The sequence below is a fragment of the Streptomyces calvus genome, assembly GCF_006782915.1.
GTDB lineage: Bacteria > Actinomycetota > Actinomycetes > Streptomycetales > Streptomycetaceae > Streptomyces > Streptomyces calvus.
Map to the genome: position 1 here is coordinate 84,098 of NZ_VCNP01000047.1, position 15,658 is coordinate 99,755.

The following is a 15,658-nucleotide window of genomic DNA, read 5'->3' on the forward strand; positions in this document are numbered from 1 at the left end:
CGGGCCCGGCAGGCCGGGCCGGTAGGGTCTGCACGCATGGGAGAGCAGGACATGCCTACCGGTCCCGGCAGCGGCCCGGCCAAGCAGGGCAAACGCCGTCTCGGCGTCATGGGCGGCACCTTCGACCCGATCCACCACGGGCACCTGGTGGCGGCCAGCGAGGTCGCCGCGCAGTTCCACCTCGACGAGGTCGTCTTCGTTCCCACCGGCCAGCCGTGGCAGAAGAGCCACCGCGCGGTCTCCGCGGCCGAGGACCGCTACCTGATGACGGTCATCGCGACCGCCGAGAACCCGCAGTTCTCGGTGAGCCGCATCGACATCGACCGCGGCGGCCCCACCTACACCGTGGACACCCTGCGCGACCTGCGCGCCCTCAACCCGGACACGGACCTGTTCTTCATCACCGGCGCCGACGCCCTCGCGCAGATCCTCACCTGGCGCGACAGCGAGGAACTCTTCTCCCTGGCACACTTCATCGGGGTGACCCGGCCCGGCCACCACCTGACCGACGCCGGACTGCCCGAGGGCGGTGTCTCACTCGTCGAGGTTCCCGCCCTCGCGATCTCCTCGACGGACTGCCGGGCGAGGGTCGCCAAGGGGGAACCCGTCTGGTATCTGGTGCCGGACGGAGTCGTGCGCTACATCGACAAGCGCGAGCTGTACCGCGGCGAGTGAGCCGAGAGGGGCACCGGTGAACGACCGATACGACGCGGGCTACGGAACGGACGGGGCCGCACCGTACGAGCTCGTCGGCTACGACGAGTACGGCCGGCCCGTCTACCGCCAGGCCACGGACCAGCAGACCCACCACCCCCAGCAGCAGTACGACGGTTACCAGCAGCAGGGCTACGGCTACGACCCGTACGGCACGACCGGGCACCAGCAGCCCTCGTACGACCCCTACGGAACCGCCGCCCCGCAGCAGCCGGGCCCCGCCCCCTCCTACGGCTCCTACGACCCCTACGGCACCCAGCAGACCGGCGATCCGGCCGCCCCGTACGACCCATACGGGCAGCAGGCGAGCGCCGGCACCGGGCAGCAGCCCCGGGTCGCCGAGCAGACCGCGCACATCCCGCAGCAGGCCGGCCCGGCCGACGACGAGTCGGTCGCCGCCGAGCCCGCGCCGGAGTACCGCACCGAGCAGTTCGCGTTCGTGGAGGAGCCCGACGGCGACTCCGAGGACGTCATCGACTGGCTCAAGTTCACCGAGAACCGCACCGAGCGCCGCGAGGAGGCCCGCCGCCGCGCCCGCAGCCGGATCATCGCGCTGGTCGTCGTCCTCGCCCTGGTCGCCGTCGGTGGCGTCGGCTACCTCTGGTACGCCGGGAAACTGCCCGGCCTGTCCGACTCCGGCTCCGGCACGGGCACCGCCACGGCCGCGGGCGCCCAGAAACGCGACGTGATCGTCGTCCACCTGCACGACACCAAGAACGGCGGCACCTCCACCGCGCTGCTGGTCGACAACACCACCACCAAGCAGGGCACCACCGTCCTGCTGCCCAACTCCCTCGCCCTCACCGCCGACGACGGCACCACCACCACGCTCGCCAAGTCGGTCGAGGACGACGGCTCCGAGGGCACCAGGACGGCGCTCGACTCCGCCCTCGGCACCGACATCGAGGGCACCTGGCGGCTCGACACCCCGTTCCTGCTCACCCTCGTCGACCTCGTCGGCAACATCGAGATCGACGCCAACGCCGACGTGCCCGACCCGGACGCCGAGAAGAAGGGCGAGACGCCCCTGGTCCGCAAGGGCGAGGGCCGGACCCTCAGCGGCAAGGCGGCCGTCGCCTACGCCACCCACCGCGCCCCCGGCGAGGGCCAGAACGCCCAGCTGGAGCGGTTCGGCCAGGTCATGCACGGCGTCCTGCGCAAGATGACCTCCGACCCGGACGCCGCCACCACCACCGTGCAGACCCTCGGGCAGATCATCGAGCCGCCCCTCACCGACAAGGACCTGGGCGCCTTCCTCGCCCGGCTCTCCGACCTCGCCAAGGGCGGCGACCACCGGACGGCGCTGCTGCCGGTGCAGGAGGACGGCACCCTCACCGCCGAGGCGAGCGACAGCGTGGTCGAGGACGTCCTCGGCGGCACCGCCAAGAGCCCCGACAAGGACGCCGCGGTCAGCGTCTCCGTGCGCAACGCCACCGGTGTGAAGGACAACACGGAGAAGGCCCGTGTGATCCTCCTCAACGGCGGCTTCACCTTCCTGGAGGGCGGCACCGCCACCGCACCCGCGGCGTCGTCGCAGGTCGTCTACGCCGACGCGGCGGAGAAGGAGAACGCCACGGAGGTCGCCAAGACGCTGGGGCTGCCCGCCGACGCCGTCACCCAGGGCAAGGTGGCCGCGAACGCCCGGGTGACGGTCGTCCTCGGCCAGGACTACGACCCCGGCTCGTAGCGGACCGGCGCCGTGGCCGGACCGGCCCGTCACGGCGCCCCTCCGCCGTCAGGCAGGGCGCATCAGGGCGCACCCCGGGTCAACACGTGGGGTGCGCCCTGCGGTCCGTGAGACCCTTGAGGGCAAGTGCCCGCCGACCGAAAGCCGTGCAGTGACCGCAACCGACCGTTCCATCGAGCTCGTCCACACCGCCGCCCAGGCGGCCGCCGACAAGCTCGCGCACGACGTCGTCGCCTACGACGTCAGTGACGTGCTGTCCATCACCGACGCCTTCCTGTTGGCCTCCGCGCCCAACGACCGCCAGGTCAAGTCGATCGTCGACGAGATCGAGGAGCGGCTCAGCAAGGAGCTCGGCGCCAAGCCGGTCCGCCGCGAGGGCGACCGCGAGGCCCGCTGGGTGCTGCTCGACTACGTCGACATCGTCGTCCACGTCCAGCACAGCGAGGAGCGCGTCTTCTACGCCCTGGAGCGGCTGTGGAAGGACTGCCCCGAGCTGGAGCTGCCCGAGGACGCCAAGGCCACCCGTGGCAAGGCGGCCGAGCACGCCCGGCTGCAGGAGGCCGAGGAGGCGGCGGAGCCGGGCGGTGAGTGGCGGTGAGCGCCACCGGTGAGGTGAGCGGGACCGGGCGCCGGGGCCGCCGCGTCATCCTGTGGCGGCACGGCCAGACCTCCTGGAACGTGGAGCGCCGCTTCCAGGGCTCCACCGACGTGGAACTCACCGAGACCGGCGTCGCCCAGGCCCGCCGCGCCGCCCGGCTCCTCGCCGGACTGCGGCCGGACGCGATCATCGCCTCCGACCTGAAGCGGGCCGCGGCCACCGCCGCCGAGCTCGCCGCGCTCACCGGCCTGGACGTCACCCTCGACGAAGCCCTGCGGGAGACCTACGCCGGTGTCTGGCAGGGCCTCACCCACGACGAGATCATCGCCAGGCACGGCGACGAGTACCGGGCGTGGAAACGCGGTGAGCCGGTCCGCCGCGGCGGCGGCGAACTGGAGACCGAGGTCGCCGACCGCGCCGCCCCCGTGGTGCTGCGGCACGCCGAGAAGCTCCCCGAGGACGGCACGCTCGTCGTGGTCAGCCACGGCGGCACCATCCGCACCACCATCGGACGGCTGCTGGGCCTCCAGCCGCACAACTGGGAGAGCCTGGGCGGCCTCACCAACTGCTGCTGGTCCGTCCTCGGCGAGGGCGCCCGCGGCTGGCGGCTGCTCGAGCACAACGCCGGCACCCTGCCCGAACCGGTCCTCGGCGACGACGACTGAGCGCCACCCGGCCCGCCCCGGGACGCCACCGGACCCGGATTTCACTTTCTGGCAGGTCGCAGGCTAAAGTTCTTCTTGTTCGCCCCGCCGAGCGGGGCGAAACACCAGGCGGCCACGCGAGTGGCGTCCCGGGGCTATAGCTCAGTTGGTAGAGCGCCTGCATGGCATGCAGGAGGTCAGGAGTTCAATTCTCCTTAGCTCCACAGCAGAAGAGGGCGGACCATCCGAACGGATGGTCCGCCCTCTCGCGTTGGGCGGACGGTCCGCCCCCGCCGGCAGCGGGGGCGGACCGACTCAGCGGCCCAGGGCGCGCCGGCCGCGGCCCTGCGACAGCACCGGCAGGTTCCGCGAGGGCGCCTTGGCCTGCGGGGTCTCCTCCTCGATGCGCAGGGCCAGCGCCGGGCAGCGGCGCACCGCGCGCAGCGCCTTCGCCTCGGCGTAACGCGGCACCTGGGCCTGAGCCACCGTCGGGAAACCGTCCGCGCCGAGCTGGAAGACCTCGGGGAGGATGTCCGCGCACAGGCCGTGCCCCCGGCACAGCGTCCAGTCGACGTAGATCTTCTGGCGGCTGGGCCCGTTCTCCTCCCCGCCGCCCGGGATGCCCGTAGGGGCCCTGCCGCCCTCGAAGAGCGGCAGGACGCCCGCCACCGGCCGTCCGCAGCCGTTGCCGAGGACATGGGCGGCGAGGTCGTCCGTGAACGCCTTCAGGGTCGACTCCAGGAACATCGCGGAGCCGTCGGGATGCGAGCAGGCGCCGCGCCGCTTCACGTTCCCGGCGACCTGCTTGACCGCCTCCAGAGCGGCCGGCCCGCCGCCGTTGAGGATGTCCTCCAGGCCGCGTGCCGCGGCCGGCAGCCCCAGGTAGCAGGGGCCGCACTGGCCCGCGCTCTCCTCGGCCAGCCACTGCGCCACCCGCAGCGACTCGCCCAGCGGGCAGGTGTCCTGACCGATCGGCAGGATGGCGCCCGCGCCGAGCGAACCGCCCACCGCGTCCAGGGAGTTGCGGGAGACGATCGCCTCGCCGACGGCCGCCGCGTCGATCCACTTGCCGTGGTAACCACCCGTCAGCACTCCCTGCGGCACCGGCGGCGCCCCGGCGAGCTGGAGGACGTAGCGCAGCGGCACGCCCGTCGGCACCTCGATCACCATCGGGCGGGCCACCGCCCCGGACACCGTGAGCATCACGGTGCCCGGCTCGTCGTACAGGCCGGTGTTGCCGTAGCGGTCCGGGCCGATGCGGGCGGCGATGGCGAGCTGGGCGAACGTCTCGGCGTTCGACAGCAGTGTGGGCGCGCCGCCGACTCCGCTGCGGGAGGCGCTGACCTTGCGGCCCGGCGGGATCGCCGGACCGCCGTCGATGGAACGGATCAGGGAGGCCGCGGCGCCGGTGACCATGCGGACCGGGTTGCGCTGCACCCGGGCCCGCAGCGCGGACCGGCGGCCGTTGGTCAGGCCGCGTTCGGCGAGCGCGGCCTCCATCGAACGCTGCGTGGACTCACGGGTGACCCCCACCACGAGCGTGCGGGCCCCCATGGCCTCGGCGCACAGCAGCGCGCCGTCCAGGATGAGGTGCGGGGCACGGTTGATCAGCACCGTGTCCTTGCGGCAGGCCGGTTCGTCCTCGCTGCCGTTGACGACGACGACCGGCCGGACGCCGCGCTTGATCGCCGACTCGGCGACCGAGCGCAGCTTCCGGTGGAAGGGGAAGCCGGCGCCGCCGCGGCCCCTGAGGTTGATGCGCTCGGCGAGCTGCGCGAGCTGCTCGCCGCCCAGGGGCTCGAGCGGCCCGTGCACCTTGAGGTGCATGGGCAGGTCGAGCCGGTCGACAAGGTCGAAACCCGACGTGAGCTGGGGAAGGCCGACCACGCGGACTTCGGGTACGTCGGGCAGGGCCTCGTTCACTTGTAGCCTCCGGACGGCGTGTTCCAAGGTTCGCCCGAACCCGGTGCGTCGAAGTCGTAGGACGACGACGGCGACGCACCGGAGGGTGTTTCAGTGGTGGGACCGCTGTTGTACGTGTCGTTCGGGATGTACGTGCCGGAGAGGGTGTTCGTCTCACCGGTGTCGTACACATCACTCGAGCCGTAGCCGGAGCCGGCCGGACCGCCGTACGCCGGGATGGTGTGTCCGGTGTCGTCGAGCGGGTCGTACGCCGACGGCGGGGCCTCGCCGACCGGCGGCGGGGACGGGACCGGCCAGCTGCCGGAGGTGCTCCCGGGGCCGTCCACGCGCGGGACCGTCTCGGTGGGCCGGAGGTCCGGCGGCAGCTCCGTGCGGCCGGCCGGCCCGGTCGGCGGCGTGCGGCGGGACGAGGAGACCGCGCGGTAGGCGGCGGCGAATCCGTTCGCCGGTTCCGGGGCGGGCGCCCGCCCGGCGGTCTCGTACCGCGGCACGTCCCGCGCGGTGCCGCGCCGGCCCTCCCGGCCGGGCAGCGACTCGGCCGCCCGGGCCCTGCTCCTGGCCGGCTTCTCCCGGTCGCGCTGCCCGTCGGAGTCGAACAGCGCGGTGATGCCGTCGGCGACCCTGCGCTTGATCCGGGGCGGGCAGGCGCGCAGGACGAGCACCGCCGTGACGCCGAGCAGGGACAGCCCGTACAGCACCAGGAAGACCGGCTTGGCCGCTCGACCCGCGTAGAGGCCGTGCACCAGGGCGGCGCACCACGCCGGGTACGCCAGCATGTGCATCGCCCGCCAGCGGGCGGCGACCGGGGCCGGGGAGGCGAAGCGGTTGCGCAGCACGCCGGTGACGCCGACGAAGAACATCAGCAGGCCGGCGAGGGTGCCGAGCCCGATGAGGAAGGCCCGGCCGGTGACCACCTCGTCCTCGGTGAGCAGCAGTCCGAACGGGATCACCGCGGCGATCCAGGTGGTGTGGTCCTGCGCCACCTTGATGCCGATGTGCAGCACCAGGAAGACGATCGAGGCGACCGAGGTCGTGCGGTGCACCGCCTGCGCCAGGATCCGCTGGCGGGGACCGAGCAGGATCCGGTCCTGGGCGACGAGTCCCCAGATCACCGAGCAGCTCAGGCAGACCAGCGACAGGACGCCCACACCGAAGCCGAGGAACTCGGCGAGCCAGTCGTCCGCCGTGCTGTCGTCGGGCCTCACGACCTGCCTCCCGCCGTCGCGACGCCGGGCGGGCACGACCGGGCCGCAGCCGACCGGCCCCGTGCGGGGGGTGGGCTGCTGTCTGCACGAGAGTTCATGGGGCAACTCCGAAAGGTTCGGTAAAGCGGTCCCGCTGCCGAACTCTAGGGCTCGTCATACCGATCAGTACGAGGTTTCAGTTATTGCGCTGTTATCAAATGACGATCCACTCGTTGCGATGTCCCTTAGCGGTTATTACGCGAAGTAACCGGGGCGGACGGTGCGCGGCGGGAAGCGCGTCGCGGCCGGATCGAGGGCTGCGGTACCCTAGCGCCATGCGTGCCGTACGCCTTCTGCTTAGCGGGCCGCGCTGATCAGTCCCGACCGCCGGTGACACGCCGGTCGGAATCGGCGCGGCGTCCCCTCCTGTGCGAGGGGATTTTTCATTTCCGGCGAACCGCAGCAGCAGGCAGAGACGATCGATGGAGCATTGAGGATCATGAGCGAGACGAACCCCGCAGCCGCGGAGGCCGCGCCGCACCGCTACACGGCCGCTCTGGCGGCCGAGATCGAGGCACGCTGGCAGGACTTCTGGGACGCCGACGGCACGTACGCCGCGCCCAACCCGAGCGGTGACCTGGCGGGCGATCCCGCGACGGTCGCCAGGCCCAAGAAGTTCATCATGGACATGTTCCCGTACCCGTCCGGTGCGGGACTGCACGTCGGCCACCCGCTGGGCTACATCGCCACCGACGTTTTCGCCCGCTTCCAGCGCATGACCGGGCACAACGTCCTGCACACCCTGGGCTTCGACGCCTTCGGCCTGCCCGCCGAGCAGTACGCCGTGCAGACCGGCACGCACCCGCGCGTGTCCACCGAAGCCAACATGGAGAACATGAAGTCCCAGCTGCGCCGGCTGGGCCTGGGCCACGACAAGCGCCGGTCGTTCGCCACGATCGACCCGGACTACTACAAGTGGACCCAGTGGATCTTCCTGCAGATCTTCAACTCCTGGTACGACGAGGAGGCGCGGAAGGCCCGCCCGATTTCCGAGCTGATCGCGCTGTTCGAGTCCGGTGAGCGGCCCGTGCCGGGTCACACGCGTGCCTGGAGCGAGCTGAGCGAGGCCGAGCGCGCCGACGTCCTGGGCGAGTTCCGCCTGGCCTACGCCTCCGACGCGCCCGTCAACTGGTGCCCGGGCCTGGGCACCGTGCTGGCCAACGAGGAGGTCACCGCCGAGGGTCGCTCCGAGCGCGGCAACTTCCCGGTCTTCAAGGCCAAGCTGCGCCAGTGGAACATGCGGATCACGGCGTACGCCGACCGCCTGCTGGACGACCTGGACGCCCTGGACTGGCCCGAGGCCATCAAGCTGCAGCAGCGCAACTGGATCGGCCGCTCCGAGGGCGCCCGCGTCGACTTCCCGATCGACGGCGAACGCATCACCGTCTTCACCACCCGCCCGGACACCCTGTTCGGCGCCACCTACATGGTGCTGGCGCCCGAGCACCCGCTGGTGGAGAAGTTCACCCCGGCCGCCTGGCCCGAGGGCACCCACGAGGTGTGGACCGGCGGCCACGCCACCCCGGCCGAGGCCGTCGCCGCCTACCGCGCGCAGGCCGCCTCGAAGTCCGACGTGGAGCGGCAGGCCGAGGCCAAGGACAAGACCGGCGTCTTCATCGGCGCGTACGCCACCAACCCGGTCAACGGCGCCCGGGTGCCCGTCTTCATCGCCGACTACGTCCTGATGGGCTACGGCACCGGCGCGATCATGGCCGTCCCCGGCCACGACACGCGTGACTTCGCCTTCGCGCGCGCCTTCGAGCTGCCCATCGCCTGCGTGGTCGAGCCGACCGACGGACGCGGCACCGACCCGTCGACGTGGGACGACGCCTTCGCCTCCTACGACGCGAAGATCGTGAACTCCACCGGCGCGGACATCTCCCTGGACGGCCTGGGCGTCGCCGAGGCCAAGGCGCGCATCACCGAGTGGCTGGAGAGCAGCGGCCACGGCGAGGGCACCGTCAACTACCGGCTGCGCGACTGGCTGTTCAGCCGCCAGCGCTACTGGGGCGAGCCCTTCCCCATCGTCTACGACGAGGACGGCGTCGCCCACGCCCTGCCCGAGTCGATGCTGCCGCTGGAGCTGCCCGAGGTCGAGGACTACTCGCCGCGCACCTTCGACCCGGACGACGCCGACACCGAGCCGGAGACGCCGCTGTCGCGCAACGAGGACTGGGTCAACGTCACCCTGGACCTGGGCGACGGGCCGAAGAAGTACCGCCGCGAGACCAACACCATGCCCAACTGGGCCGGTTCCTGCTGGTACGAGCTGCGCTACCTGGACCCGCACAACAGCGAGCAGCTGGTCGACCCGGCCGTCGAGCAGTACTGGATGGGCCCGCGCGAGGGCATGCCGCACGGCGGCGTCGACCTGTACGTGGGCGGCGCCGAGCACGCCGTGCTGCACCTGCTGTACGCGCGCTTCTGGTCCAAGGTGCTGTACGACCTGGGGCACGTGTCGTCGGCGGAGCCGTTCCACAAGCTGTTCAACCAGGGCATGATCCAGGCCTACGTGTACCGCGACAGCCGGGGCATCGCGGTGCCGGCCGCCGAGGTGGAGGAGCGCGACGGCGGCTACTACTACCAGGGCGAGAAGGTCTCCCGGCTGCTGGGCAAGATGGGCAAGTCCCTGAAGAACGCTGTCACTCCGGACGAGATCTGCGCCGAGTACGGCGCGGACACGCTGCGCCTGTACGAGATGGCCATGGGCCCGCTGGACGTGTCCCGGCCGTGGGACACCCGCGCGGTGGTCGGCCAGTTCCGGCTGCTGCAGCGGCTGTGGCGCAACATCGTCGACGAGGCGACCGGCGAGGTGACCGTCGTCGACACGGAGGCCGCCGACATCGACGAGGAGACCCTGCGCGCGCTGCACAAGGCGATCGACGGTGTCCGCGGCGACCTGGAGGGCATGCGCTTCAACACCGCCATCGCCAAGGTCACCGAGCTGAACAACCACCTGACCAAGCGGCAGGGCCCGTTGCCGCGGTCCGTGGCGGAGGCCCTGGTGCTGATGGTCGCCCCGCTGGCCCCGCACATCGCCGAGGAGCTGTGGCGCAAGCTGGGCCACACGGACTCCGTCGTCCACCAGGACTTCCCGGTGGCCGACCCGGCGTACGTGGTCGACGAGACCGTGACCTGCGTCGTGCAGATCAAGGGCAAGGTCAAGGCGCGGCTGGAGGTCTCCCCGGGCATCTCGCAGGAGGAGTTGGAGAAGGTCGCGCTGGCCGACGAGCGGGTCGTCGCGGCGCTGGACGGCGCGGGCATCCGCAAGGTCATCGTGCGGGCGCCGAAGCTGGTGAACATCGTTCCGGCGTGAGGTGAGGCGGCCGGTGAGCACCGTCCGGGGTGAGGTGAGGCCGGTGAGCACCGTCCGGCATGAGGCGGCGGACGGTGAACCTCGTTCCGGGTGAGCGGGACGACGGTGAACATCGTTCCGGGTGAGGTGGACGACGGGGAACGCCGTCTCCGCGTGAGGTGAGCGCCGGGGCTCGTCCGGTGTTCGGCATGATCCGCCGGACGGGCCCCGGGGGCCGCCGGACGGGTCCCCGGGGAAGTCCAAGTGGTCCAGGCGGTCCGGGTGGTCCCCTACGGGCAGGTTCGGGGTTCGTCAGGAACTCCGGACCTGCCCGCTGCGTTTACCGTTGAAGAGCGGCGCGGAGTGCGCCGGGACATGCGGGAAGGCCCGGAGGAGGAGCTTCGTGGAAGCGGTGTTCGCAGTGGTCGCCCTGCTGTTCGTGCTCTTCGTCGTGCTCGGCGTGTACGCCACGGTGAAGGTCGTCGGCGCCGCCAAGCGCACCGCCGACCGCCATCTCACCCAGGCCCGCCGCACGGTGGAGGACCACACTCTCAGGGCCAAGGCCTTCGCCCAGCCCGGCCCGGCCGGCGAGATCGCCCAGCTCCGGCTGAAGCTGCGCACCTCGATGCGGGCCACCCAGGAAGCCCTGGAGGCCGCCGTCGCCGAGGACGCCTCCCTCAAGGAGTCCCTCGGCCTCTTCCAGCGGCTCAGTGCACACGGCCACGAACTGGACGGCGAGCTGAGGCGGCTGGAGTCCGAGCCGGACCGCGCCACGCTGGCCGCGCGCCTGCCGGAGCTGCGCGAGCGTACCGAGCGCGTGACGAGTTCCGCGGACTCGCTGCGCTGGGCCGCCCGGGACCGCGCCGGGCGTTTCGCCTCCGACGACCTCGACTCCCTGAGCGAGCAGATCGACATGGAGGCCGGTGCCCTGCGGCACTGGACCACCACGGAACCGCACCCCGCGCCGCCGCCCTGGCCCGAGGCGCCCGCCGCCGACACCGCGACGTCCGGTCAGACCTGGCCGGAGGGCTCGCAGCGGGCCTCCGCGCGCGAACCGGGCCCGGAGCCCGCGCCGCCCGCCATCAGCCCGCCCGCGCCGCGGCCCACCTACCCCTGGCAGAAGAAGCCCCGCCCCGAGAACACCACTTGATCCGGACACGGCCGGACGCGGCCCGCGGGGCCGGGCTGCCGTACGGGCACTACGGCAGGTAACCTCCAGCTCATGTCCCGCCATGTCGCGATCGTCACCGATTCCACGGCCTACCTGCCGGCCCGGACGATGGAGCGGCATCGCATCACGGCGGTACCCCTGACCGTGGTTCTCGGCGACCGCGCCCTCGAAGAGGGCACCGAGATCTCCACCCGCTCGCTCGCCCAGGCTTTGCAGAAGCGGCGCCCGGTGACGACCTCACGGCCCGGCCCGGAGGTCTTCGCCGAGACCTACCGCAAGGTCGCCGAGTCCGGTGCGACCGGCATCGTCTCCCTCCACCTCTCCGCCGAACTCTCCGGCACCCATGACGCGGCGGTCGTCGCCGCCCGCGAGGCTCCGGTGCCGGTGCGGGTGGTGGACACCGGCATGATCGCGATGGCGCTCGGCTTCTGCGCGCTCGCCGCGGCGCAGACCGCGGAGACGGGCGGCACGGTGGACGAGGCGGTCACCGCCGCGGAGAAACGCGCGGCGGGCACCTCTGCCTACTTCTACGTCGACACCCTCGACTACCTGCGCCGCGGCGGACGCATCGGCGCCGCGCAGGCCCTGCTGGGCTCGGCCCTCGCGGTGAAACCGCTGCTCCAGCTGGCGGGCGGCCGCATCGAACCGCTGGAGAAGGTCCGTACGGCGTCGAAGGCGATCGCCCGGCTGGAGGAGATCGCGGCCGAGCAGGCCGGCGGCGGGCCGGTCGACGTCGCCGTCCACCACCTCGCCGCCCCGGACCGCGCCGCCGCCCTCGCGGAGCGGCTGCGGGCCCGGCTGCCGGGCCTGGCGGACCTGCATGTCAGCGAGGTCGGTGCGGTGATCGGCGCGCACACGGGGCCGGGGTTGCTGGGGGTCGTGGTCTCGAGCCGGTGAGTCTGCGGCGCGGGTCGGTGCGAGTCGTGCACGGCCGGTGAGAGGGCGCACGTTCGTGCGGCGGGTGCGGGGCGGGGATGCGGGCGGGCACGTCGGTGAGGCGGGTGCCGGGTGGGGATGCGGGCGCACGTCGGTGAGGCGGGTGCGGGGCGGGGACGTGGGCGGGCACGTCGGTGAGGCGGGTGCGGGCGGTGGCGGCTGGGCGTTTGCACTCGTACGGGTGACGGAGTTTTCCACAACCGGGCGGTAGTCCCCGGGAATTGAGCAAGATCATCGCGGGTGGGGCGAGGTGGCGGATGCTCCTCGCATGGCACTTCGATCAGGCTCACACACAGTGACACCGACCAGTGGACCGGGCCGTGGCCCCGGCTCCGACGGCCGCGCCCGCCACCGCCGTCCCACCACCACCCGGCTGCGGAGGCGGCCCCGCCAGGCCCTGCGACCCCGGGACCGCCCGGCATCGGCGGACGAACTCCGGCAGCGGGCGGAGGTGTTGTTCGGCGGTGGTGGCGGTGGCGGTGGTGCCGGGAGCGGTGGGGGTGACGCCCGTGCTGGTGGCCGCGGTGCTGCTGCCGGTGGTGGCGGAGGCGGCGGCAACGACAGCGGTGACGTCCGGGCCGCGAGGGGTGGGGACGACGGCAGTGGGGCGCGGCCGGTGCCGAGTTGGGCCGTGCACGGGGCGCGCCGCGTGGCGCGGGTGGAGGCGTCGGCGGACGCGAACCGTTCGCGGAGGACCTCACGGCGTCGGGACGTCGCGGACGGCGAGGTGGAGTCGGCGGGCCCGGGAGCGCCCGCGGCAGGCGGCGGCCCGGGGCCTGGCCGCCGGGAGCGCTGGTCGCTCGCGCTGCGGGAGCGGCTTCCGTTGTGGGCGCAGACGCGGTGCGGACTGGAACGGCGGAGCGTGGTCGCGCTGTCGGTGCTGCTCGTGGTCGCCGTGGGATTCGCCGTGCAGCACTTCTGGTCGGGGCGGACCCAGTCGGTGCGCGCACCGGACGTGGTGCGGGCGGCGGCGTCCCACGGGGAACCGGCGGGGAAGGACGGGGCAGGGGCGTCCCGGGCGGGTGCAGCCGGCGGGGCCGTGGACGCCGGTGCCTCGGTGGGACCCGACATCGTGGTCGATGTCAGCGGCAAGGTGCGCGATCCGGGCATCCATCGTCTGCCGGCCGGTTCACGGGTCGAGGACGCGCTGCGCGCAGCGGGCGGAGTGCGGCCCGGCACCCGGACCGACACCCTCAACCGGGCCCGCTTCCTGGTCGACGGCGAACAGGTGGTCGTCGGCGGCCCGGCACCGCCCGCGGGACCGGGAGGCGCCGCCGGAACGGCGGCCGGCGGCAGCGCGGGAACGGCAGCCGGACCGCCCGTACCGGTGTCCCTGAACACCGCCACCCTGGAGCAGCTCGACACCCTGCCGGGCGTCGGGCCCGTGCTGGCCCAGCACATCATCGACCACCGCGTCAGGAACGGCGGTTTCCGCTCGGTGGACGAACTGCGCGAGGTCAACGGCATCGGCGACCGCCGCTTCGCGGACCTGCGCAACCTCGTACGGCCATGAGCAACGAGACCCCGGACACCGCGCTGCCGCCGTCCCCGGACACCTCGGTGCCGCCACCACCGAACACAGTGACGCCGCCACCGCCACCGCCATCGACCCCGGACACCGCGACGTCACCGGCTCCAGACACTGCGACGCCACCGCACCCGGACCGTCCCGTCACCCGGCGCCGTGTCCACGCCGCCTCCGGGAAGCGCCTGGGTGCCGCCCACCCGAGGCAGGAGGGCCCGACGGATCTCCGGCTGGTCCCGCCCGCGCTGGCCGCCTGGGGCACCGCGGCGGCCATGCTGCATGCCCCGTCCGGCCTGGCGGTGGGCGCCGTGCTCACCGCCCTGCTGACGGCCGCGGCGCTCCTGGCGGTGGCGTGCGTCCGCCCGCCGGGGTGGCGGGGCCGCGCCGTCGCCCACGCCGGTGCCGCCGTGCTGCTGTGCGTCGCCGCTGCCGGTGGATCGGCGGCTCTGCACGGCGCCGACCTGCGGCGGGGCCCCGTGCCCGCGCTGGCACGGGAGTACGCCGCGGTCACCGCCGAGGTGGAGATCACCGCCGACCCCCGGCTGACCCGCCCCAGGGTCAGCGGGAACCACATGGCCCCGACGTCGGTGCTGATCGAGGCCGACCTGCGGTGGGTGCGCGGGGCCGGTGGCACGGCGGAACGGACCCGGGCGCCCGTGCTGCTGATCGTCGACGCGCGTGCGGCCGGGCGGACACCGCCCGTCGGCCACGAGGGCTCGCCCTGGCTCGCTCTCCTCCCTTCCACGCGCCTGCGCGTCGAGGCGCGGTCGGCACCGGCGATGACGGGTGGCGACCGGTTCGCGGCGGTGCTGCGGGTACGGGGCCGGGGCGGTCCGGAGGTGGTGGGGGAGCCGTCGGCACCGCAGCGGCTGGCGGGACGGCTGCGGGCCGGGCTCCGCGAGGCCACCGACCACCTGCCGGCGGACGCGCGTGCGCTGCTGCCCGGCCTGGTCGTGGGCGACACGGCGAGGGTCACGCCGGACCTCGACGAGGCGTTCCGGGAGACCGACCTCACCCACACGCTGGCCGTCTCCGGCGCCAACTTCACCATCCTCCTCGCCCTGCTCCTCGGCCCGCCCGGCCTCGCGCAGCGCGTCGAGCGCCGCGGACTCGCACCCCGTCTCGGCATCTCCCTGCGGACCACGGCGGTGCTGGGCGCGACGCTCTCCCTCGCCTTCGTCGTCGTGTGCCGGCCGGACCCCAGCGTGCTGCGGGCCGCCGCCTGCGGCTCCGTCGCCCTGCTCGCACTCGCCACCGGCCGCCGCAGATCGCTCGTTCCCGCACTGGCGACGGCCGTGCTGCTCCTGGTGCTGTACGACCCTTGGCTGGCCCGCAGTTACGGTTTCCTGCTCTCGGTGCTGGCCACCGGCGCGCTGCTCACGCTCGCTCCACGCTGGAGCGCGGCGCTGCGACGGCGCGGGGTGCCGCCGCGACTCGCGGAGGCGCTGGCCACAGCGGGTGCCGCGCAGGCCGTGTGCGCGCCGGTGGTCGCGGTGCTCGCCGCGCGGGTCAGCCTGGTGGCGATCCCGTGCAATCTGCTCGCCGAGTTCGCCCTCGCGCCGGCCACGGTGCTGGGTTTCCTGGCGCTGGCCGCGGCACCGGTGGCGATGCCGGTGGCGAAGGCACTCGCCTGGTGCGCGGGCTGGCCCGCGGAATGGATCGCGCAGGTCGCCAGGACCGGAGCGGCGATGCCCGGTGCGGGCGTGGACTGGCCCGGCAGCTGGGCCGGAGCGGCGGCCCTCGGTGCCGTCACCGCTGTGGTGCTGCTCGTGGGCCGGCGGTTGCTGCGGCATCCCTGGTGGTGCGGTGCCTGCGCCCTGCTCCTGGTGCTGGTGGTGGTGCAGCCGCCACCGCTGACCCGGGTCATCACCGGTTGGCCGCCGCCGGGCTGGCGGATGGTGATGTGCACCGACTTCCCTGT

Annotated in this window: 10 protein-coding genes, 1 tRNA gene and 1 pseudogene; 10 read left to right on the top strand and 2 right to left on the bottom strand. The window is 73.3% G+C overall.

Annotated elements, in window-relative coordinates; translation table 11 throughout:
- Positions 1-36: 36 nt before the first annotated feature.
- The 5 genes from nadD to FGW31_RS23135 all read left to right on the top strand — a co-directional run bounded on the left by nadD (position 37) and on the right by FGW31_RS23135 (position 3,867).
- Complete coding sequence (gene nadD / locus FGW31_RS23115; protein WP_142195396.1) at positions 37-675, top strand: nicotinate-nucleotide adenylyltransferase; 639 nt, start codon at positions 37-39, stop codon at positions 673-675.
- A gap of 16 nt (positions 676-691) precedes the next feature.
- Positions 692-2,401, top strand: coding sequence for an LCP family protein (locus FGW31_RS23120; protein ID WP_142195397.1), 1,710 nt, complete (start codon positions 692-694; stop codon positions 2,399-2,401).
- A 151-nt stretch (positions 2,402-2,552) separates the two neighbouring features.
- The gene (gene rsfS, locus FGW31_RS23125) at positions 2,553-2,999 is read left to right on the top strand and encodes a ribosome silencing factor (RefSeq protein WP_142195398.1); all 447 of its coding nucleotides are present in this window, start codon (positions 2,553-2,555) and stop codon (positions 2,997-2,999) included.
- Positions 2,990-3,664 carry a histidine phosphatase family protein gene (locus FGW31_RS23130; protein WP_182674560.1) on the top strand — a complete coding sequence of 225 codons (675 nt, stop codon included), beginning with the start codon at positions 2,990-2,992 and terminating at the stop codon, positions 3,662-3,664. Before rsfS ends, FGW31_RS23130 begins: the two co-directional genes overlap by 10 nt.
- A gap of 130 nt (positions 3,665-3,794) precedes the next feature.
- Positions 3,795-3,867, top strand: a tRNA-Ala gene (locus tag FGW31_RS23135).
- 91 nt (positions 3,868-3,958) lie between these two features.
- On the opposite strand, the gene FGW31_RS23140 is transcribed toward FGW31_RS23135, so the two are convergent.
- Together FGW31_RS23140 and FGW31_RS23145 are read right to left on the bottom strand one after the other, a co-directional pair.
- On the bottom strand, positions 3,959-5,566 hold the full coding sequence (locus FGW31_RS23140; RefSeq protein WP_161176592.1) for an NADH-quinone oxidoreductase subunit NuoF family protein: 1,608 nt from the start codon (positions 5,564-5,566) through the stop codon (positions 3,959-3,961).
- Positions 5,563-6,771: a ferric reductase-like transmembrane domain-containing protein gene (locus FGW31_RS23145; protein ID WP_142195400.1), complete on the bottom strand. Its 1,209-nt coding sequence runs from the start codon at positions 6,769-6,771 to the stop codon at positions 5,563-5,565. Before FGW31_RS23145 ends, FGW31_RS23140 begins: the two co-directional genes overlap by 4 nt.
- A 478-nt stretch (positions 6,772-7,249) precedes the next feature.
- Here FGW31_RS23145 and leuS point away from each other — a divergent pair, with 478 nt between their 5' ends.
- From leuS to FGW31_RS23175, 5 genes and pseudogenes are all read left to right on the top strand, one after another.
- Positions 7,250-10,126: a leucine--tRNA ligase gene (leuS, locus tag FGW31_RS23155; RefSeq protein WP_142195402.1), complete on the top strand. Its 2,877-nt coding sequence runs from the start codon at positions 7,250-7,252 to the stop codon at positions 10,124-10,126.
- A 382-nt stretch (positions 10,127-10,508) separates the two neighbouring features.
- Positions 10,509-11,255 (top strand): hypothetical protein, encoded by a 747-nt coding sequence (locus FGW31_RS23160; protein WP_142195403.1) that lies wholly within the window; start codon positions 10,509-10,511, stop codon positions 11,253-11,255.
- Positions 11,256-11,327: 72 nt separating this feature from the next.
- Complete coding sequence (locus FGW31_RS23165) at positions 11,328-12,173, top strand: DegV family protein (RefSeq protein WP_142195404.1); 846 nt, start codon at positions 11,328-11,330, stop codon at positions 12,171-12,173.
- Between the two features lie 307 nt (positions 12,174-12,480).
- The gene (locus FGW31_RS23170) at positions 12,481-13,725 is read left to right on the top strand and encodes a helix-hairpin-helix domain-containing protein (protein WP_233452560.1); all 1,245 of its coding nucleotides are present in this window, start codon (positions 12,481-12,483) and stop codon (positions 13,723-13,725) included.
- Positions 13,722-15,644: pseudogene (locus tag FGW31_RS23175) on the top strand (ComEC/Rec2 family competence protein); the annotation flags it as partial. The gene FGW31_RS23170 and the pseudogene FGW31_RS23175, both read left to right, overlap by 4 nt.
- Between the last annotated feature and the right edge of the window lie 14 nt (positions 15,645-15,658).